Origin of the sequence: Planotetraspora silvatica (genome assembly GCF_016863315.1) — a bacterium.
Taxonomy (GTDB): domain Bacteria; phylum Actinomycetota; class Actinomycetes; order Streptosporangiales; family Streptosporangiaceae; genus Planotetraspora; species Planotetraspora silvatica.
The window spans coordinates 1-25173 of the sequence record NZ_BOOQ01000069.1; the positions used below are offsets into that span (position 1 = coordinate 1).

General features: G+C 67.7%; 25 protein-coding genes and 1 riboswitch. Of the genes, 11 read left to right on the top strand and 14 right to left on the bottom strand.

Annotated features, from left to right (window positions below):
- Nucleotides 1-291: 291 nt before the first annotated feature.
- The 4 genes from Psi02_RS38585 to Psi02_RS38600 form a co-directional block, all read right to left on the bottom strand.
- Nucleotides 292-492: a cold-shock protein gene (locus Psi02_RS38585; RefSeq protein ID WP_066373698.1), complete on the bottom strand. Its 201-nt coding sequence runs from the start codon at nt 490-492 to the stop codon at nt 292-294.
- A 255-nt stretch (nt 493-747) separates the two neighbouring features.
- Nucleotides 748-1023: a MoaD/ThiS family protein gene (locus Psi02_RS38590; RefSeq protein ID WP_203958611.1), complete on the bottom strand. Its 276-nt coding sequence runs from the start codon at nt 1021-1023 to the stop codon at nt 748-750.
- Nucleotides 1024-1067: 44 nt separating this feature from the next.
- Nucleotides 1068-2318 carry a threonine synthase gene (gene thrC, locus Psi02_RS38595; protein ID WP_203980879.1) on the bottom strand — a complete coding sequence of 417 codons (1251 nt, stop codon included), beginning with the start codon at nt 2316-2318 and terminating at the stop codon, nt 1068-1070.
- Nucleotides 2319-2332: 14 nt separating this feature from the next.
- Nucleotides 2333-2471: riboswitch (SAM riboswitch) on the bottom strand.
- A gap of 105 nt (nt 2472-2576) precedes the next feature.
- Nucleotides 2577-3128 carry an RNA polymerase sigma factor gene (locus tag Psi02_RS38600; protein ID WP_203980880.1) on the bottom strand — a complete coding sequence of 184 codons (552 nt, stop codon included), beginning with the start codon at nt 3126-3128 and terminating at the stop codon, nt 2577-2579.
- 70 nt (nt 3129-3198) lie between these two features.
- Between Psi02_RS38600 and Psi02_RS38605 the strand changes: the two genes are divergently transcribed.
- Both Psi02_RS38605 and Psi02_RS38610 read left to right on the top strand, forming a co-directional pair.
- Nucleotides 3199-4629, top strand: a complete 1431-nt coding sequence (locus tag Psi02_RS38605) for an alpha,alpha-trehalose-phosphate synthase (UDP-forming) (protein WP_203980881.1) — start codon at nt 3199-3201, stop codon at nt 4627-4629.
- Between the two features lie 82 nt (nt 4630-4711).
- Nucleotides 4712-5872, top strand: a complete 1161-nt coding sequence (locus Psi02_RS38610) for an MFS transporter (RefSeq protein ID WP_203980882.1) — start codon at nt 4712-4714, stop codon at nt 5870-5872.
- On the opposite strand, the gene otsB is transcribed toward Psi02_RS38610, so the two are convergent.
- Together otsB and Psi02_RS38620 are read right to left on the bottom strand one after the other, a co-directional pair.
- The gene (gene otsB / locus Psi02_RS38615) at nt 5847-6650 is read right to left on the bottom strand and encodes a trehalose-phosphatase (protein ID WP_203980883.1); all 804 of its coding nucleotides are present in this window, start codon (nt 6648-6650) and stop codon (nt 5847-5849) included. The two genes, Psi02_RS38610 and otsB, sit on opposite strands and share 26 nt — an antisense overlap.
- Nucleotides 6647-6928 carry a DUF3263 domain-containing protein gene (locus tag Psi02_RS38620; protein ID WP_203958605.1) on the bottom strand — a complete coding sequence of 94 codons (282 nt, stop codon included), beginning with the start codon at nt 6926-6928 and terminating at the stop codon, nt 6647-6649. Before Psi02_RS38620 ends, otsB begins: the two co-directional genes overlap by 4 nt.
- 95 nt (nt 6929-7023) lie before the next feature.
- Between Psi02_RS38620 and Psi02_RS38625 the strand changes: the two genes are divergently transcribed.
- On the top strand, nt 7024-7839 hold the full coding sequence (locus Psi02_RS38625) for an SAM hydrolase/SAM-dependent halogenase family protein (RefSeq protein WP_239095521.1): 816 nt from the start codon (nt 7024-7026) through the stop codon (nt 7837-7839).
- A 36-nt stretch (nt 7840-7875) separates the two neighbouring features.
- Here Psi02_RS38625 and Psi02_RS38630 read toward each other — a convergent pair whose 3' ends face one another.
- The 5 genes from Psi02_RS38630 to Psi02_RS38650 form a co-directional block, all read right to left on the bottom strand.
- Nucleotides 7876-8892 carry an ABC transporter ATP-binding protein gene (locus Psi02_RS38630; protein WP_275415340.1) on the bottom strand — a complete coding sequence of 339 codons (1017 nt, stop codon included), beginning with the start codon at nt 8890-8892 and terminating at the stop codon, nt 7876-7878.
- Complete coding sequence (locus Psi02_RS38635) at nt 8879-9907, bottom strand: ABC transporter ATP-binding protein (RefSeq protein ID WP_203980886.1); 1029 nt, start codon at nt 9905-9907, stop codon at nt 8879-8881. The genes Psi02_RS38630 and Psi02_RS38635 overlap by 14 nt, the downstream gene beginning before the upstream one ends.
- Nucleotides 9908-9920: 13 nt before the next feature.
- Nucleotides 9921-10868 carry an ABC transporter permease gene (locus tag Psi02_RS38640; RefSeq protein WP_203958602.1) on the bottom strand — a complete coding sequence of 316 codons (948 nt, stop codon included), beginning with the start codon at nt 10866-10868 and terminating at the stop codon, nt 9921-9923.
- Nucleotides 10861-11787 (bottom strand): ABC transporter permease, encoded by a 927-nt coding sequence (locus Psi02_RS38645; protein ID WP_203958601.1) that lies wholly within the window; start codon nt 11785-11787, stop codon nt 10861-10863. The genes Psi02_RS38640 and Psi02_RS38645 overlap by 8 nt, the downstream gene beginning before the upstream one ends.
- A gap of 131 nt (nt 11788-11918) precedes the next feature.
- Complete coding sequence (locus Psi02_RS38650; protein WP_203980887.1) at nt 11919-13598, bottom strand: peptide ABC transporter substrate-binding protein; 1680 nt, start codon at nt 13596-13598, stop codon at nt 11919-11921.
- Between the two features lie 443 nt (nt 13599-14041).
- Here Psi02_RS38650 and Psi02_RS38655 point away from each other — a divergent pair, with 443 nt between their 5' ends.
- The 4 genes from Psi02_RS38655 to Psi02_RS38670 all read left to right on the top strand — a co-directional run bounded on the left by Psi02_RS38655 (nt 14042) and on the right by Psi02_RS38670 (nt 16515).
- Nucleotides 14042-14947 (top strand): ABC transporter permease, encoded by a 906-nt coding sequence (locus Psi02_RS38655; RefSeq protein ID WP_203980888.1) that lies wholly within the window; start codon nt 14042-14044, stop codon nt 14945-14947.
- 4 nt (nt 14948-14951) lie between these two features.
- Complete coding sequence (locus Psi02_RS38660) at nt 14952-15731, top strand: ABC transporter ATP-binding protein (RefSeq protein ID WP_239095523.1); 780 nt, start codon at nt 14952-14954, stop codon at nt 15729-15731.
- Between the two features lie 22 nt (nt 15732-15753).
- The gene (locus Psi02_RS38665) at nt 15754-16290 is read left to right on the top strand and encodes a YbhB/YbcL family Raf kinase inhibitor-like protein (RefSeq protein ID WP_203980889.1); all 537 of its coding nucleotides are present in this window, start codon (nt 15754-15756) and stop codon (nt 16288-16290) included.
- A 63-nt stretch (nt 16291-16353) separates the two neighbouring features.
- On the top strand, nt 16354-16515 hold the full coding sequence (locus tag Psi02_RS38670) for a hypothetical protein (protein ID WP_239095522.1): 162 nt from the start codon (nt 16354-16356) through the stop codon (nt 16513-16515).
- Nucleotides 16516-16587: 72 nt separating this feature from the next.
- On the opposite strand, the gene Psi02_RS38675 is transcribed toward Psi02_RS38670, so the two are convergent.
- The gene (locus Psi02_RS38675) at nt 16588-17550 is read right to left on the bottom strand and encodes a hypothetical protein (protein ID WP_203980891.1); all 963 of its coding nucleotides are present in this window, start codon (nt 17548-17550) and stop codon (nt 16588-16590) included.
- 307 nt (nt 17551-17857) lie between these two features.
- Nucleotides 17858-19186, bottom strand: coding sequence for a KamA family radical SAM protein (locus tag Psi02_RS38680; RefSeq protein WP_203980892.1), 1329 nt, complete (start codon nt 19184-19186; stop codon nt 17858-17860).
- A 177-nt stretch (nt 19187-19363) separates the two neighbouring features.
- On the opposite strand from Psi02_RS38680, the gene Psi02_RS38685 reads away from it, so the two are divergent.
- From Psi02_RS38685 to Psi02_RS38700, 4 genes are all read left to right on the top strand, one after another.
- A complete protein-coding gene (locus Psi02_RS38685; RefSeq protein WP_203980893.1) occupies nt 19364-19930 on the top strand; it encodes a DUF1707 SHOCT-like domain-containing protein in 567 nt (188 codons plus the stop codon).
- An 82-nt stretch (nt 19931-20012) separates the two neighbouring features.
- On the top strand, nt 20013-21023 hold the full coding sequence (gene plsX / locus Psi02_RS38690; RefSeq protein WP_275415341.1) for a phosphate acyltransferase PlsX: 1011 nt from the start codon (nt 20013-20015) through the stop codon (nt 21021-21023).
- Nucleotides 21024-21058: 35 nt separating this feature from the next.
- Nucleotides 21059-22777 (top strand): arginine--tRNA ligase, encoded by a 1719-nt coding sequence (argS, locus tag Psi02_RS38695; RefSeq protein ID WP_203980894.1) that lies wholly within the window; start codon nt 21059-21061, stop codon nt 22775-22777.
- Nucleotides 22778-22939: 162 nt separating this feature from the next.
- The gene (locus Psi02_RS38700; protein ID WP_239095524.1) at nt 22940-24253 is read left to right on the top strand and encodes a hypothetical protein; all 1314 of its coding nucleotides are present in this window, start codon (nt 22940-22942) and stop codon (nt 24251-24253) included.
- Between the two features lie 200 nt (nt 24254-24453).
- On the opposite strand, the gene Psi02_RS38705 is transcribed toward Psi02_RS38700, so the two are convergent.
- Nucleotides 24454-24840, bottom strand: coding sequence for a cell division protein SepF (locus tag Psi02_RS38705; protein ID WP_203980895.1), 387 nt, complete (start codon nt 24838-24840; stop codon nt 24454-24456).
- Nucleotides 24841-25173: the final 333 nt, after the last annotated feature.

Below are 25173 nucleotides of genomic sequence, written 5' to 3' on the forward strand. Positions count from 1 at the left end.
AAACGCGATCATCTTGGCTGCCATAAGGCTAGACCTCCCAGTAGCAGGGTGGTTTCAACGGACCGAGCCGACGCCCGCGACGGCACGGGCCCGCTTTCCTTTCGCAGGCCCCATCGCCTCGATCCCGTGAGTTGTCACTCTCGACCTCAGAGTGCCAAACACGTGTTTAGCACTCTACCCCTGCGAGTGCAAGCGGAAGCCAGCCTGACCAGCTTGTACAGGTAAGTCCGACCGCGAGGAAGGCCCGGCTCGTGGGACGAACCGGGCCTTACGTAGGGGGTGCTGAACGGATCAGACGGTCCGGACGCCTTCCGCCTGGGGCCCCTTCTGGCCCTGCGTGATGTCGAACTCGACTCGCTGGCCCTGCTCGAGGGCCTTGTACCCGTCCATCATGATTGCCGAGTAATGGACGAACACGTCCTTACCACCGTCTACCGCGATGAAGCCGTAGCCCTTGTCCGCGTTAAACCATTTGACGGTGCCCTGCGCCACTTTCCGACTCCTCTTGCTGGGCTGGGGACCACGCCAAGAAGCCCCCGATTACGTCGATCGTCCTCGACCATACCCGTGTCAAGCCGTGGCACAACAGAGTCAATCCGCAAACCACTTCGTGACGTTCGCTCAAAGCAGGAAACGGCGAATATTCAGTTAGGGGTCGGATAGTTGATTATTGCACCATTCCCCAACGGCGATTGACTTCGATAATGATAGAAGCGCATGTCAGACGCACGCGCGCGACCGAATCGTTCAGCCGCCGGCCACAGCCGGGATGACGGAGATCTGGCTGCCACCGGGCGTGGGTGTGTCGAGTCCCTCAGTGAATCGGACGTCCTCTTCACCCACATATACGTTGACAAAACGCCGAATCTTGCCCGTTTCGTCCAGGATCCGACCTCCGATGCCCGGATAGTCGACATCCAGCTTCTGCAGGACTTCCCGGAGCGTTCCTCCGTCGCCGGATACCTCCGCGGCTCCGCTGGTGTATGTGCGCAGAATCGTCGGAATCCGCACTGAAACGCTCATTTGTCACTCGCTTTCTTGCTTCAGTTGGGCTTGGAGAAACGACTTCAGTTGGCGAATGCCGTACGGAATGCCTCAAGGGAAGGACGGATGACGGCGGTGGGCCGCGCCTCGGCGGCGACCGCGTCCAGCGTCTTGAGCCCGTCTCCGGTGTTGAGCACGACGGTCTCCGCGTCGGGGTCGAGCACGCCGTTCCTGACCAGCTTACGAAGGACGCCGACGGTCACGCCGCCCGCGGTCTCGGCGAAGACGCCCTCGGTCCTGGCCAGCAGGCGGATCGCCTCGACCACCTCACGGTCGTCGACGTCCTCCACCGCGCCTCCGGTGCGCCGTGCGATGTCCAGGACGTACGGCCCGTCCGCCGGGTTGCCGATGGCGAGGGACTTGGCGATCGTGTTCGGCCTGACCGGCTGGACCACGTCGTGTCCCGCCTTGTACGCCGCGGAGACCGGCGAGCAGCCCTCGGCCTGGGCCCCGAAGATCCGGTACGGCCTGTCCTCGACGAGCCCGAGCTTGATGAGCTCGCGGAAGCCCTTGTCCACCTTGGTCAGCTGCGAGCCGGACGCCACGGGGATGACGATCTGGTCGGGCAGGCGCCAGCCGAGCTGCTCGGCGATCTCGTAGGCCAGCGTCTTGGAGCCCTCCGCGTAGAACGGCCGGAGGTTGACGTTGACGAAGCCCCACTTCTCTCCCAGCTCGTCGCCGATCAGCTCGGAGCAGAAGCGGTTCACCTCGTCGTAGGTGCCGTCGATGGCGACCAGGCGGCCCCCGTAGACGGCGGCCATGGTGATCTTGGCCTCTTCGAGGTTCGCGGGGATGAAGACGCAGGAGTCGAGCCCGGCACGGGCCGCCGCGGCGCCGACCGCGCCGGCGAGGTTGCCCGTGGAGGAGCAGGAGAGCGTGTGAAAGCCGAAGGCCCTGGCCGCCTCGAGGGCGATGGACACCACGCGGTCCTTGAACGAGTGGGTCGGGTTGCCGGAGTCGTCCTTCACGTGGAGGGAACGCATGCCCAGCTCGGCTGCGAGATTGTCGGCCTTGACCAACTTCGTCCAGCCGGGCTGGAGGTTGGGCTTGGTGGCCACGTTCTCGGGGACGGGGAGCAGCGCCCGGTAGCGCCAGATGTTGGTCGGGCCGGATTCGATGTCCTCACGACGGACATCGCCGAAGTCGTACGCCACCTCGAGTGGCCCGAAACACTCGGAACAGGCGAAGATCGGCCCGAGGTCGTAGAGGGTGCCGCATTCGCGACACGACAGACCGGTCGCGGGGCCGAACTGGGGAGCATTTGAGAGCGCCATGAAGCGAGGCCTTTCCCTCATCTTCGCTCGCGACCGCCCTGATCACGAGCCGGAATTGGCACCTGTCCCGGCCGGCCTCGTGGTCACGAGTCGGACGCCGGGAAGGTTGCCGGGGCTTCGCAGGGCCGGTCCCTCCACCCCTCTGGATGAGCAATGTTCAGTTGTAGACCCGCCGAGCAGGTCCCTAGCACTGTACCCCGCCGTCCCGCATGTCCGTTCCGTCGTCTCACGATCCGGGACGCGGGCGTCCATCGCCGCTCAGCGGTAGGCGTCGCCGAGGACCGCCTGGACGTACTTGCGCGCCTGGTGGATGCGCGACTTGGCGGTGCCGATGGGGATGCCGAGCTGGTCGGCGATCTCCGCGTAATCGAGCTCGCAGATGTCGCGTAAGACCAGCGCGTGCGCCAGATCGGGCTTGTCCGCCTCCAGCGCCTCCATGGCGTCGAGCAGGTCCAGGCGCGACCCGGCGATGACGCTGACCCTCCGGGGGTCGGGCCGCTGCTCGGGCAGTTCCTCCGCCTGTTCGGACGACCGGCGCTTCAGCGACCGGTAGGTCGTCCTGGCGCAGTTCACCGTGACGATGTGCAGCCAGGTGCCGAAGCGCGAGCGGCCCTCGAATCTGCTGATGTTGCGGGCGACCGCCAGCAGCGTGTCCTGCGCCGCCTCCTCCGCGTCCTGCCGGTACGGCAGAAGCCGCTCACAGTGCCGGATGACGTCGGGCTCGATCCGGCGGAGCAGTTCGCCGAGCGAACGATGATCGCCTTGCGCGGCCGTTCTGGCCAGCTCGTCGACCGCCTCGTCCAGTGCCATAACGGATCAAGCCTTTCCGCGATTGACCGACATCCTATTGATCGCTGTCAGCTTTGATTAATCTTCGTGCATGCGCGCCCATTCGGTCTTGATCGCCTCCAATCGGGGGCCGGTGGCCTTCACCCTGTCGGACAACGGTGCGCTGACCATGCGCAGGGGCGGCGGCGGCCTGGTCTCCGGCCTGTCGGAGGTGGTCAGGGACACCGACGTGCTGTGGGTCTGCGCGGCGTTGTCCGACGGCGACCGCGGCGCCGTACGGCAGGCGCCCGGCGGGCGGCTCGACCAGGCGGGCAACGACACCGGGCCGGTCCGCATGCTGGACATCCCCCCGCCGATCTTCCACCGGGCGTACAACGCGGTGGCCAACTCGACCCTGTGGTTCGTGAACCACCTGCTCTACAACACCCCGATCGCCCCGCAGTTCGACACGCGGTTCAGGCGGGAGTGGGAGTCCTATCGCGAGTACAACGGCGCCTTCGCACTCGCGCTGGCGGAGGAGGCGGCGCACGACGCCAAGGTGATGGTGCAGGACTACCACCTGACGCTGACGCCCGCGATGCTCCGGGTCGAGCGACCCGACCTGCGCATCGCCCATTTCTCGCACACGCCGTGGGCCCCGCCGGAGTACTTCTCGCTGCTCCCCGACGACGTGGCCGCCGAGGTGCTGTCGGGGATCCTGGGGGCCGACCACGCCGGTTTCCTCACGGCCCGGTGGGCCAGCGCGTTCATGGACTGCTGCGAGACCTTCCTCGGGGCCCGGATCGACCGTGGCGGCCGAACGGTGACCTACGAGGGCAGGACCACCCGGATCGGGGTCCACGCCCTGGGCGTCAACGGGAAGGCGCTCCGGGCGCGGGCCGCCGAACCGGACGTCGAGTCGCACATGACGGCCATCCGGGACCTGGTCGGCGACCGCAAGCTGATCGTCCGCATCGACAGGACCGAACTGTCCAAGAACATCGTGCGCGGGCTGGCCGCCTACCGGGAGTTCCTGGGCCGGCACCCGGAATGGCACGGCAAGGTCGTGCATCTCGCGTTCGCCTACCCCTCTCGTCACGACCTGCCCGAATACCGGGAATACACGGCCGCCGTGCAGCGGTGCGCCAAGGAGATCGAGGACGAGTACGCCACCGACGACTGGGACCCGCTGATCCTCAACGTCCACGACGACTATCCCCGCTCGCTCGCGGCCTACCGGCTGGCCGACGTGCTGCTGGTGAACCCGATCCGCGACGGCATGAACCTGGTCGCCAAGGAGGGGCCGATCCTGTCCGAGGGGTGCGCCCTGGTGTTGTCGCGCGAGGCGGGGGCGGCGGCCGAGTTGGGACCGGACTCGCTGCTCGTCAACCCGTTCGACGTCTCGGGCACGGCCACGGCCCTCCACGAGGCGCTGATCCTCCCCGAGGACGAGCGGATCAAGCGCGGCGTCCGGCTGCGCGAAGCCGCGACGGCCATGCCGCCGCACCGCTGGTTCGAGGACCAACTGGCCGCTCTGGGCTGATACCAGCACGGATGCTAGCCTTTCCCTCCATTTGAAGCGCGATACGGGGGCCTTGGTGGACTCTGCCACGACCGTTCAGGCATTGCGTTTCAATAGGGATCGTCCCACCTGGTTCATCTATCTGGTCCTTGCCACTTTCGCGACATATCTCTACGGTCTGTCGGCCGCGCTGCCCACGCTCCGCGCCGAACTGGGCGTCTCCCAGGCCGTCGGAGGATTGCACGGCACGGCCATGGCGGTCGGCGGCGTCATCGCGGGCCTCACGCTTCCGCTGCTCAGCGCCCGGCTCGGCCGCCGCGTCACGGTCTGGACCGGACTCGTCGTGATGAACGCCGGCATCCTCATCGTGATCCTCGGCCACTCGCTCCCCTTCACCCTGACCGGCTTCGCCGTGGCCGGGACGGCGGGCTCGGTCACGCTGTACGTCGTGATGGCCGCGCTCAGCGACCACCAGGGTCCCGCGGGTCCCGCCGCCATCAGCGAGGCCAACGCGGTGGCGGTGATCGCGGGAATCGCGGTCTCCTACCTGTTCAGCGTGGTCGCGAGTTCCGCGGTCGGATGGCGGGCCGCGCTGTGCGTCCCGATCGCGGGCACGGTTGTGCTCGCCCTGACGATGGGCCGCGTGTGGGTTCCCGCCCGCCTCACCGCCGCCCCGCCGGCTTCCACGGAGGCCGGCGCCACCCGCAAGATCCCGTACGGCAGGCGCTTCCACATGGCCGGCGCGGTGCTGCTGTGCTGCGTCGGGCTCGAGTTCACCTTCAACCTGTGGGCGGCCGAACTGTTCGCCCAGCAGACCGGTCTGACCGCGGCGGCCGCCGCGAAGGGCCTGACCGCGATGCTGGCGGGCATGGCCGTCGGCCGCTTCGGCGGAGCCCGGCTGACCCTGCGCTTCCGGCCGACCCCCCTGTTCCTCGGCGCGCTCGCCGTGACGCTGCTGGGATGGGCGCTGTTCTGGCTCAGCACGTCGCAGGCCGCCGGTTACGCGGGGCTGGCCCTCAGCGGGCTCGGCATCTCGCTGCACTTCCCGCTGGCGCTGGCCCGGATCATCGACGCGTCGGGAGGCCGGCCGGACCAGGCGTCGGGCACCGCGTCGATCTGGGCGTCGGTGGGCTCCGGCGGCGGGCCGTTCGTCCTCGGAGTGCTGGGTGACAGCTTCGGCACGCACGCGGCGTTCCTGCTCGCGCCCGTGCTCATCGGGTTCGCCGCGGTAGGCGTCCTCAGCTCCCGTTCAGCCGCTGAGTGATCGCCCGGAGCAACTCCACCACACCGGCGGGGCCGTCGACGACGATGTCCGCCCGCTCCGCCAGCGCGGTCACCTCGGCGGAGCCGCTGCACACCCGGACGCCGGGAATCGGCGCAGCCACGACGGCGTCGAACGCGGCGAGGTCGCCCAGATCGTCTCCGGCGAACATGACCGACCGGGCCCTCCGCTCGGCGAGGAACCTCGACAGGGCCCGGCCCTTGTCCATGCCCGCCGGTCGCAACTCCAGCACCAGCCGCCCGGGCTCGACCACCAGCCCCGTCTCGGCGGCGAGATCGGAGATCGGCCCGCGCAGCTCCTCCAGCGTGGCCTCGGGATCGGGGCTCGTCCGCGTGTGAACGGCCACCGCCTGTCCCTTGTCCTCGATCAGGACACCGCCGAAGCCGCGCACGATGATCGGCAGACGCTCGCGCACCTGCTCGAGCCCTCGGAACGGGGGCGGCGCGGTGATCCGGCCTGCCTCCCAGCGCTCCAGCCCGTAGTGACCGAGGATGACGAGGCCGGGCACGTCGGCGAGGGACGGCCCAGAGGCGCTCGCCCCGAGCGCGAGAGCCGTACCAGGGGGACGACCGGTGACGATCACGATGCCGCCGACCCGCTTGGCCAGCTCGGCGAGCACTCCGGGGGCTTCGGGATGGATCCGGGCGGAGGCGGGGTCCGCCACGATGGGGGCGAGCGTGCCGTCGTAGTCGAGCCCGATCACCGCGCCCGACGGGTCGGCCAGCAGTGCCTCGAGCCCGGTGTGTTCGGGAAGCATCATGGCCTCAGACCGAAACGCCGGGCCGCACGGTCGCGCTGGCGGCCGGCCCGCATCCGGCGTAAGCGTTTGACCAGCATCGGATCATGCTCCATGGCCTCGGGCCGGTCGATCAGCTCACCGAGGAGCTGGTAGTAGCGCGTGGCCGAGATGCCGAACGCCTCGTGGATGGCCTGTTCCTTCGCTCCCGCGTAACGCCACCACTGGCGCTCGAACGCGAGGATCTGGCGGTCTCGATCCGAGATGGCAAGCCCATCGCCGTCGGCCGGTTCGGTTTCCATCCGCTCCTCCTCGATGGGCTCGCGGCGCCCGCCATCATCGTAGTAGGCAATCCCGGGGTGTTCAGGCCGGAAGGGCAGTCGTAATGTCACCAGGTGTGACCTCAGTAATCACGCTTCTGACCGACTACGGGCTGGAGGACGGCTTCGTCGCCGCCTGCCACGGAGTCATCGTCGGGATAGCGCCAGAGGCGAGGATCATCGACGTCGGGCATCTCGTCCCCGCGGGGGACGTGCGGCGCGGCGCGGCCATCCTCGCGCAGACCACGCCTTACCTGCCCGCCGGCGTCCATCTCGCCGTCGTCGACCCGACCGCCTGCGGCGCCGGCCGCGCAGTCGCGGTGGAGGCCGGCGGCCGGGTGTTCATCGGGCCGGACAACGGTGTCCTGTCGTGGGCCCTGCAGGCCGCCGGCGGCGCCGAGGCGGCATATGAGATCGCCAACAAGGACCTGTTCCTGAAGCCGGTCTCGCCCACGTTCCACGGCCGGGACGTCTTCGCACCCGTGGCGGCGCACCTGTGCGCCGGCAGCAGCCCCGCCGACGTGGGACCGCCGGTTCCGACCGACAGCCTGGTCATGCTGCCGGCGCCCATGAGCCGGCTTCGCGACGGGGCCGCCGAGGGCGAGGTGCTCTGCGTCGACCGCCACGGCAACGTCCAGTTGTCGATCACCGCGAGCGACATGACGTCTCTCGGCATCCGTACCGGCGACATGCTGGCCGTCTGGCTGGGACGGCGGCAGATCACCGTGCAGTTCAGGGAGACGTTCACGGTCGTGCCGCCCGGCGATCTGGTCGCCTTCACCGATTCCGCCGGCCTGGTGGCCATGGCGATCAACTGCGGCGACGCGGCGGAACGGCTCGGATTGCCTCCCGGAGCACACGTACGGCTCTCGCCGATCCGCCAGCAGGCGTGACTCGGGCGAGAGCCGTAGGTGGGAGTTCCCCGAGGGCTACGACTGGACGTGGACCACGTCGAGGGCCTCGGCGAAGTGGCATGCGCTGAGGTGGTCGGTGCCCGGGCGGATCTGGAGGAGGGGCTCCTCCTTGGCGCAGATGTCCTGCGCCTTCCAGCAACGGGTGCGGAACCGGCAGCCGGACGGCGGGTTGGCCGGTGACGGCGGGTCGCCCTGCAGGATGATCCGCTCGCGGGCCTCGCGGCCCTCCGGGTTGGGCACCGGCACCGCCGAGAGCAGCGCCTGGGTGTAGGGGTGGCTCGGCCGGTCGTAGATCTGGCTGTCGCCACCCAGTTCGACGATCTTGCCGAGGTACATCACGGCCACGCGGTCGGAGATGTGGCGGACCACCGACAGGTCGTGGGCGATGAAGATGTACGCCAGGTTGAACTCTTTCTGGAGCCGGTCCAGCAGGTTCATGACCTGGGCCTGGATCGACACGTCGAGCGCGGAGACCGGCTCGTCGCAGATGATGACCTCGGGCTGCAGCGCCAGGCCGCGGGCGATGCCGATGCGCTGCCGCTGACCGCCGGAGAACTGGTGCGGGTACCGGTTGATGTGGTCGGGGTTGAGGCCGACCACGTCCAGTAGTTCCTGCACGCGCTTGCGGCGGCCGCCCTTCGGGAGGACCTCCGAGTGGATCTCGAACGGCTCGCCGACGATGTCGCCGACGGTCATCCGGGGGTTCAGGGAGGTGTACGGGTCCTGCATCACCATCTGGATGTTGCGCCGCATGTGCTTGAGCTCGGCGCCCTTGGCCTTGGTGATGTCCCTGCCGTTGACCTTCACCGACCCGGACGTGGGCCGCTCCAGCGCCATCATCACCTTGGCGAGGGTGGACTTTCCACAGCCCGACTCGCCCACGACGCCCAGCGTCTCACCGCGGCGAAGGTCGAAGGACACCCCGTCGACGGCCTTGATGGCGCCGATCTGCCGTTTGAAGACGATGCCCTGTGTCAGAGGGAAGTGCTTGACCAGGTCGCGGACTTCGAGGATGGACTCAGCGGGAGCCATCGACAACCTCCCTCCAGTAGTGGCAGGCGCTGCCACGGGTGCCACTGATCGGGTACAGCGGGGGAACCGCTGTGGCGCAGTCCTCCCGGCGGTAGGGGCAACGGGGGTGGAAGGCGCAACCCGACGGCATTTCGAGCAGGTTCGGCGGCATGCCCTTGATCGCGTACAGTTCCTGGCCCTTGAGGTCGACCCGCGGGATCGACTCGAGCAGACCCTTGGTGTAAGGGTGGGCCGGGTTCCGGTACAGATCGTGAACCGGCGCGGTCTCGACGATGCGGCCGCCGTACATGACGGCGATCTTGTCGGCCACGTCGGCGACGACGCCGAGGTCGTGGGTGATCAGGATGAGGCCCATGTTGCTGTCGCGCTGAAGGTCGGCGAGCAGCCCCATGATCTGGGCCTGGACGGTCACGTCGAGCGCGGTCGTCGGCTCGTCGGCGATCAGGATCTCCGGGTCGAGCGCGATCGCCATGGCGATCATGATGCGCTGGCGCATGCCGCCGGAGAACTGGTGCGGGAAGTCGTTGACGCGATCCCTGGCCCCGGGAATGCGGACCCGGTCCATCAACTCGACGGCCTTCTTCTTGGCGTCGGACCGCGAACTGCCCCGGTGGATGCGGAACATCTCCGCGATCTGCCAGCCCACGGGGAAGACGGGGTTCAGAGCCGAAAGGGCGTCCTGGAACACCATGGAGATGCCCTCGCCGCGGATCCTCCTGCGCTGCTCCTCAGGGAGCTTGAGGATGTCGACCCCGCGGAACCGGATCGCCCCGCCGGCCACCCTGCCGGGCGGCATGTCGAGGATGCCCATGATCGTCTGAGCGGTCACGCTCTTGCCCGAACCGGACTCGCCCAGCACCGCCAGGGTCTCGCCGGGATTCACGCTGTAGGTGACGCCGTTGACGGCCTTGGCCACGCCCTGACGGGTGTGGAACTCCACCTGGAGGTTCTCGACCTCCAGGAGGGCGCCGCTGTAGGAGCCTCTGCCCGTGGGCCCGGAAAGCACTTCTACCACTTGCTGTGCCTCCTCAGCGAAGCTTCGGGTCGAGGGCGTCGCGTACGGCTTCGCCCAGCATGACGAAGGTCAGCACGCACAGGGACAGGAACGCCGCGGGGAACAACATCGCGTGGGCGCCGGTCCTGATGTAGCTGGTGTGGTCGGCGATCGCGATGCCCCAGGAGATGACCGGCTCGCGCAGGCCGATGCCGAGCAGCGAGAGCGTCGCCTCGGCCCCGATGTAGCTGCCGATCGTGATCGTGGAGTACACGAGGATCGGCGCCAGGGAGTTCGGCAGAAGGTGCTTGAAGATGATCCGGAACGGGCCGGCCCCCAGTGCACGCGCCGCCTGGACATAATCCTGGTGCTTCGCCTGGATCACCGACGAGCGGGCGATGCGCATGAGGATCGGCCACCCGAGCACCGCGAGCACGATGATGACCACGGCCATGATCGTCACCCTGTCGGGGCTGCTCTGCGCGGGCGCCACGGTGCCGAGGATGATGATCGCGCCCAGCACGTACGGCACGCCCAGGAAGATCTCACCGATGCGGGACAGGATCGAGTCGACCCAGCGCGCGTAGTAGGCCGCCAGCACTCCGGCGACGCCGCCGAGGATCACGGTCACGAGTGTGGCGAGCACGCCGACGATGATCGAGGTGCGGGCGCCGTAGATCGTGCGGGCGAAGACGTCGCGTCCCTGCAGGTCGTATCCGAACCACGCCTCCCCGCTCGGCGGGTCCATGCTCTTGGCGAGCGTCGCGTAGTCGGGGTTCTTGTGCGTGAACAGCGACGGGAAGGCCGCCATGAGCAGGAACAGGATCAGCATGATGAAGGAGATCCAGAAGATCTTCCTGTGCCGGAGGATGTCCCACGTGTCCTGCCACAGGCTGCGCGGCCTGTTCGAGGACGACACGACCGATGCCGCGGGTCCTTCCCCGCCGTGAATCAGGTCCTGCGTTACGGAGGGGTCACTCATAGCGGATCCTCGGGTCGAGCACGCCGTAGAGGAGGTCGACGAGCAGGTTTGAGACCAGGTACACGAGGACGAGCAGCGAGGCGATCGGGACGACGATCGTGTAGTCCTGGCCTGTGATCGCCCGGTAGAGAAGGCCGCCGATGCCGTGGATGTTGAAGATGCCCTCGGTGATGATCGCGCCGGACATCAGAGAACCCACCTCGGTGCCGAGGAAGGTCAACACGGGGATCAGCGAGTTGCGCAGGAGATGGACGCCGACCACTCGCCTGTTGGTCAGACCCTTGGCGATGGCCGTCCGGACGTAGTCGGAGCGGCGGTTCTCCACGATGCTCGTCCGCGTCAGGCGGGCGGTGAACGCCATGTTGAGGCTGGCGAGCACGAAGGCCGGGACGATCAGCTCCATGATGGGCGCCTCGTCGGACACCGTCGGGGTGATGATCTGGAACTGGACGCCGAGCAGCCACTGGAGGAGGAAGCCGGTGACGAAGACGGGGAGCGACAGCAGGAACAGCGTGGAGATGGTGACCACGTTGTCGATGAAGCCGCCGCGCTTGAGGCCGGACAGGACGCCGGCGCTGATGCCGATGACCGCCTCGATGGCGACCGCGAGGAGCGCCAGGCGGATCGTGATGGGCCAGGCGTCGGCCAACTGGGTCACGACGGGAACCTGGTTGAAGTCGACGCCGAGGTTTCCGCTGAGCATGTTCTTCAGGAACTGCCAGTACTGCAGCAGGATCGGCTGATCCAGGCCGAACTGCGCCCTCATCGCGGAGACGTAGCTGTCCGGGCAGGGCCGCTGACCGCATCGGCCGGCGAAAGGATCACCCGGGAGTTGCCACACCATGTAGTTGATGAGGAATGTCGTGCCGAGCAGCACGGGTATGAGTTGCAGCAGGCGCCTGATGGTATATCGGCCCATGCGCACCTCCTGTCTGACGCTAAAGGTCGTACAGCGTCCCCCGTAGGTCAACACAGGGGCGGGCGTGATTGGACAACGACCGAGGCCGGCCCCGGTCTGGGACCGGCCTCGATGATGTGCGAGTCCGGAGGCTACGCTTCCTTGATCGCGATGGAGAGCGGGTCGAGCTCACCGAACGGCGTGACCTTGACCCCAGTCACCCACTTCGAGGTGCCGGCCTGCAGACCGTACGACCACAGCGGGATCGTCGGCATGTCCTGAGCCAGCATAGCCTCGGCCTCCTGGTAGAGGGAGACGGACTGGTTCTGGTCAGTGGCGATGTCGGCCTCGTGGAGCTTCTCGTCCAGGGCCTTGTTGCTGTACAGCCCGTCGTTCGAGGACGCGCCGGTCTTGACCAGCGGGTTCAGGAAGTCCTCGATGTGCGGGTAGTCCATCTGCCAGCCGGTACGGAACATGCCCTTGATCTTGTGCTCCGTGATGACGCTGCGGAACTCGTCGAACGTCGGCATGGACCGGCCCACCACGGTGAAGCCGGCGTCGGCGCCCAGGGCCTGGTTGATGCTGTTGGCCATGGCGTCCACCCACTCCTTGTGCGCGGAGTCGCCGTTGTACCAGATCGGGAATTCCTTCGGCGGGGTGTAGCCCGCGGCCTTGGCCTTGGCCAGGTAGTCCTTGGCCTTGACCGGGTCGTAGGTGCAAAACTCGCCGCAGGAACCGGCCTTGTAGCCCTCGACGATCGGGGAGACCCAGCTGTCGAGCGGCACACGGCCCTTGTTGAAGATCTTGTCGGTGATGGTCTTCCTGTCGACCGCCAGCGAGATCGCCTTGCGGAAGTCGGCGTTGCCGCCGAACTCCTTGTCGAACAGCGGGAACGACACCGTCTGGATGACGCCCTGCTGACCCTCGATCGCGCGGTCACCGAGGTCGGTCTTCCACTTGTCGCCGGCCAGGGCCGACGGCGGGATCAGCTCGGTGAAGTCGAGGTTGTTGGACACCAGGTCCGCGTAGGCAGCGTCGTCGTCCTTGTACATCTTGTAGACGATCTGCTTGACCTTCGGCTTCTCCACACCCGCGTAGTCGGGGTTGGCGGCGACCACGATCTGCGAGTTGTGGTCCCACTTCACGAACTTGAAGGGGCCGTTCGTGACCGGGTTCGACGCGAAGCCCTTGGGGTCCTTGAAGAAGGCCTCGGGCAGCGGGGCGAAGGTGATGTAGCCCAGCTTGGTGCGGAACACGGCGGTGGGGGCGGCGAGCGTCACCTTGAAGGTGGTGTCGTCGACGACCTCGAGGCCGGCCAGCTTGTCGGTCTCCGGCTTCGGGGCCTGCTTGGGCCCGTCAGGACCGTCGGGGTCCGCGGTGTTGACCTTGTCGAAGCCCACGATGTCGGCGAACCACGAGCTGCCGATCTGCGCGTTCGGCGAGTACGCCGTGTAGTTCCACGAGTCGACGTAGTTCTTCGCGGTCACCGGAGTGCCGTCGCTCCACTTGAGCCCCGGCTTGAGCTTGATCGTCCAGACCTTGTTGTCGGTCGTGTCGATCGACGCGGCCTGGTCGAGCTCGGGGGCGGCCGTGTCGGGGTTGTACTTCACGAGCTTGCTGTACACGAAGTCGTTGACCGTGCCGCCGCAGGTCTCGTTGATGTTGCCCGGCACGAAGCCGGTCTGCGGCTCACAACCGCGGATGTAGACGGTGCCCGTGGCCGTACGGGGGTTGCTCCCGCCGCCACCTGAGCTGCCGCTGCCACCGCCGCACGCGGCGACCCCGAGCGCTAGCAGCGCGGAGCCTGCGGCGATCTTCGCGCCCTTAGTCACGCGCATAGTGGATTGGTCCTCCCTCTAAGGATGGGCGTTCGCGCTGGTAAGGTCCCCGGTTTTCCAGGCGTGGTCAAACCAGCTGACGCCCTGTCAGTCGTCCGCGAGCATCCCTCACCCGACGCAGCAGAGGAGTCTCTGCCGCGTTGCAGTTCGGTCACACGTGCGTCAGTAGGGCGTCACACGCATACCAGCGAGCCAACCCCAAATAGGTATCTCGGGTATAAAGCGCTCAACTACGGTAGATATACCACTTCTACGACTCCCCATGGATCCGGGGATGTCGTAAGGTCCGTGGCGTTGTCCTCGCGTCACGGCGTCTTGGGCTACCTTTGACCAGTCGCAGCGGCGTCCGATGCGACAGATGTACCCCACTCCAGGGAGGAATCGGCCGACCACCGTCGCCGACTTCTCATCGACCACCATCCAATAGAGTCCTTGCCATGAGCCAGCCGGAGTCCGCGGTCGCGGACGCCCAGGCGGGCGGCCGAGCCCAGGAGTCGCTGGCCGCACTCGCCGAGCGTTACGGATTGCGGCGTGCCATCGCACGCCCCTCACTCCCCGCCTATCTGCGCCAACTGTGGCAACGACGGCACTTCATCGTGACGTATGCCACATCGAAGACCGTATCCAACTACTCACAGTCAGCACTCGGCCAACTATGGCAGGTGCTCACTCCGCTGCTCAACGCAGCGGTCTACTGGTTGATATTCGGTGTCATCCTCGCGCAGAGCAAGTCGATCCATAACTACCCCGCGTTCCTCATCACCGGGGTCATGGTCTTCACCTTCACCCAGCGGACGGTGACGGGCGGCGCCAAGTCGATCTCGTCGAACCTGTCCCTGATCCGGGCACTGCACTTCCCCCGGGCGACGCTTCCCCTGGCGTACGCGATCCAGGAGTTGCAGGTGCTCGGCTGGTCGATGGCCGTGCTCATCGTCCTGGTGCTGGGCACCGGAGAGCCGATCAGCTGGCTGTGGCTGCTGATCCCGGTCGCGCTTGTGTTCCAGTTCGTCTTCAATCTCGGGGCGAGCCTGTTCATGGCCCGCGTCGGCGCGTTCGTTCGCGACGTCTCCCAGTTGCTGCCGTTCATCCTGCGCACCTGGCTGTACGCGTCCGGCGTGTTCTACATGATCACCGAGAGGACCAAGGGCCTGCCGAGCGCCCTGCGCTGGGCACTGGAGTTCAACCCGGCGGCGGCCTACATCGAGTTCATGCGCGATCTCCTGATCTACCAGAGGTTCCCGGAGCGCTGGGCGTGGGTCACGTGCATCTTCTGGGCCGTCTTCGCGGCGATCGGAGGCTTCTGGTACTTCTGGCGAGCTGAGGAGAGATACGGCCGTGGCTGATGTGATGCAGGAGCCGCTGAGCGAGGAGCTGTCGAACATGACAGTGGGAACGCCGACCGTGATCGTCGACGACCTGCACATCGTCTACAAGGTCTACGGCGCATCCGCCAAGAAGGGCAACGCGGCCAACGCCCTGAGCCGCCTCGTCCGCCGCCAGGGCCGCCCGGAGATGAAGGAGGTGCACGCCGTGCGCGGCGTCTCCTTCGTCGCCAACCACGGTGAGGCCATCGGCATCATCGGCCGCAACGGCTCGGGCAAGTCGACGCTGCTGCGGGCCATCGCCGGCCTGCTGCCGGCGCACAAGGGCGCCGTCTACACCAACGGACAGCCGTCGCTGCTCGGTGTCAACGCGGCGCTCATGAAGGAGCTCACGGGAGAGCGCAACATCGTGCTCGGCTGCTACGCCATGGGCATGTCGCCGACCGAGACACGGGAGAAGTACGACGAGATCGTCGACTTCTCCGGCATCGGGGACTTCATCCAGTTCCCCATGTCGACGTACTCCTCCGGAATGGGCGCGCGACTCCGCTTCGCGATCTCTTCCGCCAAGACTCACGACGTCCTGCTGATCGACGAGGCCCTGGCCACCGGCGACCGCGAGTTCAAGAAGAAGAGCAAGGACCGCATCATGCAGATGCGCGAGTCCGCCGGCACCGTCTTCCTCGTCGCCCACAACCTCGACGTGATCGAGGAGACCTGCAACCGGGTCATCTGGCTGCACAAGGGCAAGATCAAGATGGAAGGCGATCCGCAGGAGGTCCTGGGGGCCTACAACCGGGTTTGACCACTCATGGGAGGGTGAACCGATGCCCACACCGCCACCGATTCCTTACGACCACCTGCCGGAAGTCCCCGCGCTGAACGTCGTCAGTGACGACGTCCGCGACGGGGAGCGCAAGCCGGAAGCCCACGTGTACAACGACTGGGGGATGACGGGGCAGAACCTCTCCCCGAACCTCCAGTGGTCCGGAGCGCCGGAGGGCACCAGGAGCTACGCGGTGACCTGTTACGACCCGGACGCGCCCACCGGAAGCGGTTTCTGGCACTGGGTGCTGTTCGACATCCCCGCCGACGTGACCGAACTGCCCACCGGAGCCGGCACCGCCCCCGGCTTCAAGGGCCTGCCCGAAGGGGCGGTGCACGCGCGCAACGACTTCAACGCCAAGCAGTACGACGGGGCCGCACCGCCTCCCGGACACCCGCACCGGTACCTGTTCGCGGTGCACGCGCTCGGCGTCGAGAAGCTCGGAGTGGACAGCGACACCTCGCCTGCCGTCGTCGGGTTCACCATCACCGCCAACACACTCGCGCGCGGCTATATCGCACCGGTGTACGAAACCTGATGCGCGTGCGACCCCTGTTCTACTATGATTCGAACGGAGATTCGATCTAGGGGAAGGGGTGGCATGAGCGACCTGGCGATGGCGATCGACCACTTGGCCGCCGAGGATCCCATAGAGTTGCCGGCCGGCACGCTCGCCGAGCAACTGATCGATCTGCACTGGCAGATGGCGCGGCTACAGGCTCAGATCGCCCGGCGCACAGGTGTGCGCGTTCCCGTCAACTGATCCCCTCCATCACGAACGGAACGGCCGGTGCCCCCTCGGGGGACACCGGCCGTTCGTTTTTCGCTTCGGCGGCTACGGTCGGTTGCCGCTGCCGCGCACGTACCCGTTGTTGTGCTTCGGCAGGGTCCCCCTGACGGTCCTGGGGATGCCCGTGACCGCGGTGGATCCGGTCGCGTCCGTCGTGGTGGCCGCGGAGGTGACGAGCGACGTGCCGGTGGTTGCGGCGGTCGTTCCAGCGGGAACCAGCGTCTGGTTGTTGACGTTCGTGGCCGTGGTGGTCACGCCCTGGTTCACCTGGGTCGTGGTCGTCTGCGCCGTGGCCGCCGCCGTGGCCTGCAGAGCGGTGGCCGGCGTGTCGCACGGGATCAGCGCGAGCAGGCCGCCGGAAGCCGTCCCGGCCACCCCGACCGCGGCGTTGAGGTCGAGGAGCGCCGTGAGGTTCGCGACGAGCCCCAGCTTGGCCGCGGCGGCCACCGTGGCGGTGGCGGTCGGAGCGGTGGCCGCGGCGACGGCCGGAGCCTGCCCCGTGACGGCGAGAGCCGGCTTGCTCGCGTCCGCGACCGCCACTGCGCCGGCGTTCACGTTGGCCAGCACGGTGGCGTCGACGTTGGCCGTCACGTTCGCGGTCGCGTCGATCACGGCCGTGAGGTGGGCCTGCAGGTTCGCGACGACGTTGGCCGTGAGGTTGGCCGTGATGTCGGCCGAGATGTCGGCCGCCAGGGCGGCGGCCGCGGCGATCTGAGCGTTCGCCCGGGCGTTGAGGCTGGCGGTGGTGGTGCCCGCCAGGTCGGCCACGGCGACCAGATCGGCCTGCAGGTCGGCGACGACGTTGGCACTCAGGCTCGCCACGGCGTTGACCTGGGCGCTGGCCCCTGCGGTGGCCGCGACGACCGCGTGACTCTGGAGGTCGGCCAGGAGGTTCGCCACCGCCGTGATCCGCGAGGTGCACACGTTGTTGCACACGTTGGCCTGTGCCGGCGCAGCCATCAGGCCGGCGACGCCGACCGTGAAGGCGACGACGGCTGTCCTAACCACTCGATTCATTACTTGCCCCCGGTTCATATTCCTTTTCACGAGAGTGGGAATGACGAACCCAAGAACCCCCGTGCGTCGGCGTGCGTGCCGACAAAGACGACCGCATTTCTATCACCCCCGCGCACCGCGGGAATGTCCTCTGTCCCAGGGGCTGTGACCAGGAGCGAGACCAGAAAAGTACGGATATAGGCCAGTAGCCCATGACTCTATGGTCAGGCCAACCCCGGCCCGGGAGAAAGGCATGGTAAACATGCCGCCCAGGCCGGGGGACAGATTTTTCCGGTCACTTTTATTAACGCGCGTGGTGTCAGGCGCTCAGGCGGGCAAGAGGCGCGGCTTCGAGGTCCGGTTCGAAGGGGAAACGGTCGGCGAAGGCCGGCCGGAGGTCGGAGAGCCAGACGGCCTCCGGGTCGTAGCGAGCGAAGAACGGCCGACCGACGATCTCGGGGTCGCGGGCCTGGATGAAGTGGAGCATGAACACCTTCTGCCCGGCGATCTCCGTCACGCCGTCGACGCACACCTTTCCGGGCGTCGCGGACATCGACGGTCCCCTGACGGTCCGGCACACGCCGGAGACCTGGGCATAGGCGTCCCGGAAGATCTCGTAGGCGTCCACGAGAGGAACGGCGAAGTAGTCCTGAGGGCCGGTGTCACGCTCGACGAACATGTAGTAGGGGATCATGCCGAGCGTGCTCTGGCGCCTCCACATGCTCGCCCAGGTCTCCGCGGAGTCGTTGATCGACCGGATGATCGGCGCCTGCGTCCGGATCACGGCGCCGGTGTCCCTGATACGGCGGACCGCCTCCTCCACGATCGGCGACTCCAGCTCGCGAGGGTGCGAGAAGTGCGCCATGAAGGCGAGGTTCTTGCCCGATCTCACCACCTCGGCGAACAGTTCGAGCGTCGCGTCGGCGTCGGGATCGGTGACGAACCTGGCCGGCCAGTACGCCAGGGACTTCGTGCCGATGCGGATCGACTCGATCTGCTCCACCTGCAGGAGCGGCTCCACGTAGCGCCTGAGCACGGACTCACCCATGATCATCGGGTCGCCGCCGGTGAGCAGCACGCTCGTGACCTCCGGGTGTTCCCCGACGTAGGAGACCAGGCGCCCGACGTCGTCGGACGCCATCTTGAGGTCGGGTTCACCGATGAACTGCGCCCATCGGAAGCAGTACGTGCAGTAGGCGTGACACGTCTGTCCTTGCTTGGGGAAGAAGAGCACTGTCTCGGGGTATTTGTGCTGCATTCCCTCCATGGTCTCCAGGCCGACGCGGGGAACGTTGAGCTCCAGTTGTCCTGCTGGGTGGGGATTGAGCCGCATCCGGATCTCCGCGGCGACCGCCTTGAGCTGTGCCGCGGAGGCCTCGTCGCGGAGGAGATCGGCCAGCCGGGACACATCGGCCTTCGGCAGCATGTCCTCCTGGGGGAAGACCAGGCGATAAATGGGGTCATCGGGGGCAGCCGACCAGTCGATCAACTCGTCCACGACATAAGCGTTCGTCCGGAACGGCAGCACCGTGGCCACGGCGCGCACGCGCAGTCGCGCATCTCCATCGAAGCCGGCGCGGCCGAGCAACTCATCGAGGTGCTTGGCCGTGTAAGCCCGGAAGCCACGCGTGCCCTGGGAAGGGATCACTCGACCTTCCTTTCCTGGTAGATTTTTGGATCTCCGGTAAACCAACCGCCCTCGCCACGCGTCGGTCTCACTTACTCGGACGCGACCCACCCACAGTTGGTTCCACTCCGGCGAAAGTTCGCAGTGAAGAATTCCGGGGTTATCGCGACATATCTCGTCAGGAGCTACCCTGAATTTGTGACTTCCTTGACTCCGTTCGCGGGCGACGACCCCGCTCAGCGCGCCTCCGACGCGGACCGCGATCGGGTCGCGGGCATCCTCGGAGAGGCACTGGCCACCGGCCGCCTCACCACGGCAGAGCACGCCGACCGGCTCGACGCCGCCTACACGGCCGTCACCCTCGGCGACCTCGTCCCCCTCACCACCGACCTCCCCGTGACGAGCACGGCGCAGGCCAGTGCCGTAGCCGACCGGCAGAAGATCATCGCGGTCTTCAGCAAGGTCATCCGGCGCGGGCGCTGGGTGGCCGGACGCCACACCGAGTTGCGTTCGACCTTCGGCGCCCTGATCGTCGACCTCTCCGACGCGGTCATCCCGGGCCGCGAGGTCACCCTTGAGCTCAACTCGTTCTGCGGCAAGCTGATCGTGACCGTGCCTCACGAGGCCCACGTCATCGACGAGGGCCTGGCCGTGTTCTCCAAGCGCGCGGTGACCGCCGGCAAGGACGGCGACGGCCCGCTGATCCGCGTCACGGGACGTGCGACATTCGGCAAGATCGTGGTGTACAGGAAGCCGTCACCCTGAGGGCCTACCATTCGGGCATGTTCCAGATCCGGGTGAAGTGACCAGGGTGAACGGCGTCACGTCCGATTCGCTCCGAAGCCGCGTGCTACCGGTGGCCCTCGACGCCATGGGCGGCGACAACGCGCCGGATGAGATCGTCGCCGGAGCCGTCCAGGCGGTGCGTGAGCGCGGCGTCCCCGTCGTGCTCGTCGGCCAGCCCAGGGCCCTCCACCAGGCACTCCTCGCGCACGACGCCGTTTCAGAGATCCCCGTCGTCCGGGCCGAGGAGGCCCTGGCGATGGACGAGGGCGCGCTGGCGAGCCTGCGCCGCCCGCGCTCCAGCATCGCGATCGCCTGCCATCTCGTACGGCGAGGCGACGCGGCGGCCGTGGTGTCCGCGGGGTCGACCGCCGGGGTGGTGGCCACCGGACGGCTTCGTCTGCGTGGCCAGCAGGGTGTGATGCGCCCCGCGATCACGGTGCCGCTGCCCACCAGGCCGCATCCGACCGTTCTGCTGGACGCCGGTGCCAACGCCGACGTCAAGCCGGAGATGCTGGTGCAGTTCGCCCACCTCGGCGTCGCCTATGCCGAGACCGCGCTCGGCCTCCCCCGGCCGCGGGTGGGGCTGCTCACGATCGGCGCCGAGCCCGAGAAGGGCAGCAAGCTGGTCAAGCGCGCGCACGAGTTGCTCTCCGGCACCTCAGGCATCGACTTCACCGGCAACATCGAGGGCGACGACCTGCTCACCGGCAAGGTCGACGTCATAGTCACCGACGGTTTCACCGGCAACGTCACCCTGAAGGCCCTCGAAGGCAGCGTGCGCTACGCCTTCGGCCAGCTCAGAGAGACGATCAACGAAAGTCGGCTGGCCAAGGTCGGCGGCCTGCTCCAGCGGGCGAAGCTGAGAGAGCTCGCCGCCCGGCTCGATCCCGAGGTGCACGGCGGTGCCGTACTGCTGGGGCTCAACGGGACCGTGGTCATCGCGCACGGCTCCTCCAGGGCCAAAGGGATCGCGGCAGCCTGTGAGCTGGCCGCGCATCTCGCCGCCCAGGGGATCGTCTCCCGTATCGGGGAACGCATCGCCTCGGCGAACAAATCGCACCGTCGCCGGTAAGCATCCACGCATACCGGCCCCATTAAGCTTTGTGCATGACCGACCCGCAGCTCATCCTCGCCGAGCGGGTCCAGCAGGCGCTGGGCACGGCCTTCGGCCAGGAGTACGCCTCCGAAGATCCGCTTATCAGGCCCTCACAGTTCGCCGACTACCAGGCGAACGTCGCGCTGAGCCTGGCCAGGCGGCTCCGACGAGCGCCACGGGAGGTCGCCCAGGCCGTGGCGGACGCCATGGACCACACCGACGTCGCCGTCGAGATCAGCGGGCCCGGCTTCCTCAACATGACCCTGAGCGACGACTGGATCGCCGCCCAGGCCGTGATTCAACTCGCCGACGACCGGCTGGGTGTGCCGCAGGCCGCACCGAAGAGCATCGTGATCGACTACTCGGCGCCCAACGCCGCCAAGGAGATGCACGTCGGGCACCTGCGGACCACGATCGTGGGCGACACCCTGGTCCGGGTCCACGAGCACGTCGGCCATGACGTCACCCGGCAGAACCACCTCGGTGACTGGGGCACGCCGTTCGGGATGCTGATCGAGCACCTGATCGACATCGGCGAGAGCGAGGCCCTCAACCGGCTCGCCTCGGGCGACGGCAACGCCTTCTACCAGGAGGCCCGGCACAAGTTCGACAACGACCGCACGTTCGAGGAGCGCTCCCGCAGCCGGGTCCCGCTGCTCCAGGGCGGCGACCCGGCGACCCTGCGCCTGTGGCGGGAGTTCATCGAGTACACCAAGCGCTACTTCAACCACGTCTACGACGTGCTGGGAGTCACGCTCACCGATGACCACATCGCAGGCGAGAGCATGTACAACACCATGCTCGCCGACGTCTGCGACGAGCTCGAGCAGTCGAGCGTGGCCCAGATCAGTGAGGGCGCGCTGTGCGTCTTCCCGCCCGGTTTCACCGGCCGCGACGACCGGCCGCTCCCGCTCATCATCCGCAAGAGCGACGGCGGGTACGGCTACGCCACCACGGACCTGGCCGCGATCCGGTACCGGGTGCGCGACCTCAAGGCCGACCGCATCCTCTACGTCGTGGGCGCCACCCAGTCGCTGCACTTCCAGATGGTCTTCGCCGCGGCGCGTATGGCGGGGTGGCTGCACGACGACGTGAGCGCCGAACATGTCCAGATCGGCAGCGTGCTGGGCGCCGACGGCAAGATGTTCAAGACGCGGAGCGGCGCATCGACCAAGCTGACCGAGCTCCTCGACGAGGCCGTGAGCCGGGCGGAGGCGGTCATCGCCGAGCGCGGCTACGAGCCCGCCGCCCGCAGGGAGATCGGCCGCCAGGTCGGCATCGGCGCGGTGAAGTACGCCGACCTGTCGGTCAGCCACGACAGCGAGTACGTCTTCGACTTCGACCGCATGCTGGCCCTCACCGGCAACACGGGGCCCTACCTGCAGTACGCCGTGGCCCGGATCCGGTCGATCTTCCGCCGGGGCGAGCTCGACCCTGCGGACTTCCCCGGCCCCATCACTCTCGGCGAGCCCGCGGAGCGTGCCCTCGCGCTGCAGTTGCTCGGGTTCGGCTCGATCGTCGAGACCGTGGCGGAGTCGTCGGAGCCGCACCGGCTCTGCAACTACCTGTTCGACCTCGCCCAGGCGTTCACGAGCTTCTTCGAGACGTGCCCGGTGCTCAAGGCGGAGGAGCCGGTTCGGACGTCGCGTCTCGCCCTGTCGGCGCTGACGCTGCGGGTGCTGGTCCAGGGCCTCGACCTCCTCGGCATCGAGGTCCCCGAGCGCATGTGAGCGGAAACGTGTGAATGGACGTGTGTGAACGGGATCATGCCTGATCAGGTCAACTCCCGTTCACCGTCCGGCGCGCCTCTACCCCTCCCACCCGGCCGGGCGTCTAGTCTGGCGCGGGTCAAGGGAGTGCCAGCCAATCCCTCGGGGAGCGTTCGCGTGAGCATGGACCTGACCACGAGTCCGGACCCTGGAAGTAAGGCCGACGCGACGGAGCTGCACCGTTACGCGGAGGCGCTTCTCGTCAGCCTGGCCGCAGGCGGAAGCGCCCCGAGCCTGCCGCCAGGCGTCACCGACGTGCCCGGCTACTGGCTCGCGCCCGCGGTCGAGGCCCTCGGGCTCATCATGTCGGGGCAGGACGCGCTGGAGCCGCTCGCCCTGGCCGCGGAACTCGACGAACAGCGGACGTCGCTGTTCCTCTGCCTGGCCCTGGCCGTATGCGGCCTCGGTGACCGCATACACGCGTCATGGCTGGGCACCGCCTTCGGCGAACTCTCGAACGACCGTCCGGTCTCCTCCGGCCAGCGCGCCCTGTGGCTGGCAGCGGCCCGCGGCGCCTACGGCCCAGTGGGGAAGATCTTCGTCCTGCGGAAGCTCGACGCCGTGGTCGTCCCGCCGGAGGACGAGCTGTGGCTCAAGGCCCTCGTTCCCGACGAGCCCGCTCCGGCGGTGCCGACATCCTTCGACGGCTTCCCCGAACTGGTGGCCGTCCCTGAGATCACCACCTCGGCCCAGGCCGTGGCCCGGCTGCGCCGGCTGCGAGAGCGCTGCTCCGAGATCACTTCCGTACCCCGGCCCGCCGAGGTGTCCAAGGTCGTCTCCGGCACGGTCTGGACGGATGACGAGCCGCTCGCCGTGCTCAGATCCCTTGCGGGTCAGGAGAGCGCGGAAGGGCCGTTGAGCTCGCTCAGTGGGCATCTGCTCCACGACGTCCGTCCGGGAGCCGACCCGCATCTCGCGGCGCTCGCTCTTCACGTGGCGGCGCCCGCCGTCAAGGCCGCGGGCGAGTCTCTCGTCGAGACCATCAAGGCGCCTCCGCCTGAAGCCGTGACCGTTCCGATCCTGGGTTATCCGATCACACTGCGGGCCGAGGGGGCCGACCAGCAGTCGATGAGCACGGCTGAGCAGCAGATCGTGACCGAGTGCGTGCCGCGAGGGTCGACACCGTGGCCTGGTTATCTGGTCGGCGCTGTGGCGGCGGTGGTGTTCGTCGTCGGATTCGTCGTCTCGTTCCTGCTCACGCTCGCGGGGGCCGTGCTCGGTGGCTGGAGCGGGTATCTCATCTGGCGCCACAGGGTCCGGGAGCAGGCCGACCTCCGCCGGGTCCAGGCCCGGGTCGGCGAGTTGTCCGACGTATCGGAACGAGGGGTTCGGGCACTGCGCGAATACGGCAAAGAGGCCGCCACGCGTGCTGAAGCCTCCGCGGAGGACCTGGCCGAACTCTGCCGTGTGCTCCGCCGCGGCCCCCGTGCCGCCTAGGGCCGCGTAACCGGCCCCTTGGGACGTCAGCCCCTTGGGGCGCCAGGCCCCGGGCTCCGGGAACCTCGGCGAACGTCGTTTCGCCAGGCGGCGTCGGTCCTCGGGTGACCGGTCCCTGAAGACCATGAAGCCGACCCCTGGGACCGGGCGACAGGCCCGTGCAGAAGCCGGCCCTTCAGGACGGTGAGCCTGCCGCCCCCTCAGGCCGTGGAGACCTCGACGTTGGCCGGGGTCAGCAAGAAGACCTTGTCCGCGATGCGCTCGATCCGGCCCTCACAGCCATAGGCCAGCCCCGCGGCGAAATCCACCATCCGGGTCGCCTCGGCGGTCGACATGCTCGCCACGTCCATCACGACCGTGTGCCCCTCACGGAAGTGACGCCCCATGGTCAGCGCGTCGTCGTACTTCTGCGGCCGCACCATGACGATGCGCGCCGGCTCACCCGTCGACTGCCAACGCTTAGCGGCCCGCTCGGACGCCGGCATCCAGTCATCATCCCCGTAGTCATCGTCGCCACCGTAGGCCTCGTCGTACTGCTCTGCACCGCCCAGGCCAAGGTAGCTCGCCACCTTGCGCACTGCCCCCATCGGCATGTCCTTTTCCGGCTTGTCCTTTTCCGGGCTTGTCCCGATACGTGGGACGCTAACTGACGATTCAGGGGCACCCCGCCGACACGCCCAGGCATTTAATTGAATTTGGCTTGAGAATGTAGCGAGTGAGTATGTGCACGGGGAACCGCCTGCCCCAGGCGGCGCGGCCCGAACGCCCGAACGAAGATCGTCGTGTTCCACGACGCCTGCCCCGACGGGCTTGACGGCAAGATCAGCAGGCCGTGGCATGTCCGCCGGCGGCTCCCTGGCGAGGCTCAACAGCACCGGTCATTGCTGGATTTCGCGGGGGGTGTTCGTATTTGCGGGGGT

Excerpts from the sequence above, each read along its gene's own strand:
- Psi02_RS38590 (WP_203958611.1), bottom strand. The coding sequence starts at position 1,023 with ATGAGCGTTTCAGTGCGGATTCCGACGATTCTGCGCACATACACCAGC.
- Psi02_RS38670 (WP_239095522.1), top strand. The coding sequence starts at position 16,354 with ATGAGCGACCTGGCGATGGCGATCGACCACTTGGCCGCCGAGGATCCC.
- Psi02_RS38605 (WP_203980881.1), top strand. The coding sequence starts at position 3,199 with ATGCGCGCCCATTCGGTCTTGATCGCCTCCAATCGGGGGCCGGTGGCC.
- Psi02_RS38600 (WP_203980880.1), bottom strand. The coding sequence starts at position 3,128 with ATGGCACTGGACGAGGCGGTCGACGAGCTGGCCAGAACGGCCGCGCAA.
- Psi02_RS38665 (WP_203980889.1), top strand. The coding sequence starts at position 15,754 with ATGCCCACACCGCCACCGATTCCTTACGACCACCTGCCGGAAGTCCCC.
- Psi02_RS38705 (WP_203980895.1), bottom strand. The coding sequence starts at position 24,840 with ATGGGGGCAGTGCGCAAGGTGGCGAGCTACCTTGGCCTGGGCGGTGCA.
- Psi02_RS38660 (WP_239095523.1), top strand. The coding sequence starts at position 14,952 with ATGCAGGAGCCGCTGAGCGAGGAGCTGTCGAACATGACAGTGGGAACG.
- Psi02_RS38630 (WP_275415340.1), bottom strand. The coding sequence starts at position 8,892 with ATGGCTCCCGCTGAGTCCATCCTCGAAGTCCGCGACCTGGTCAAGCAC.
- argS (WP_203980894.1), top strand. The coding sequence starts at position 21,059 with ATGACCGACCCGCAGCTCATCCTCGCCGAGCGGGTCCAGCAGGCGCTG.
- Psi02_RS38655 (WP_203980888.1), top strand. The coding sequence starts at position 14,042 with ATGAGCCAGCCGGAGTCCGCGGTCGCGGACGCCCAGGCGGGCGGCCGA.
- Psi02_RS38640 (WP_203958602.1), bottom strand. The coding sequence starts at position 10,868 with ATGAGTGACCCCTCCGTAACGCAGGACCTGATTCACGGCGGGGAAGGA.
- Psi02_RS38645 (WP_203958601.1), bottom strand. The coding sequence starts at position 11,787 with ATGGGCCGATATACCATCAGGCGCCTGCTGCAACTCATACCCGTGCTG.
- otsB (WP_203980883.1), bottom strand. The coding sequence starts at position 6,650 with ATGATGCTTCCCGAACACACCGGGCTCGAGGCACTGCTGGCCGACCCG.
- Psi02_RS38700 (WP_239095524.1), top strand. The coding sequence starts at position 22,940 with ATGGACCTGACCACGAGTCCGGACCCTGGAAGTAAGGCCGACGCGACG.
- thrC (WP_203980879.1), bottom strand. The coding sequence starts at position 2,318 with ATGGCGCTCTCAAATGCTCCCCAGTTCGGCCCCGCGACCGGTCTGTCG.
- Psi02_RS38620 (WP_203958605.1), bottom strand. The coding sequence starts at position 6,928 with ATGGAAACCGAACCGGCCGACGGCGATGGGCTTGCCATCTCGGATCGA.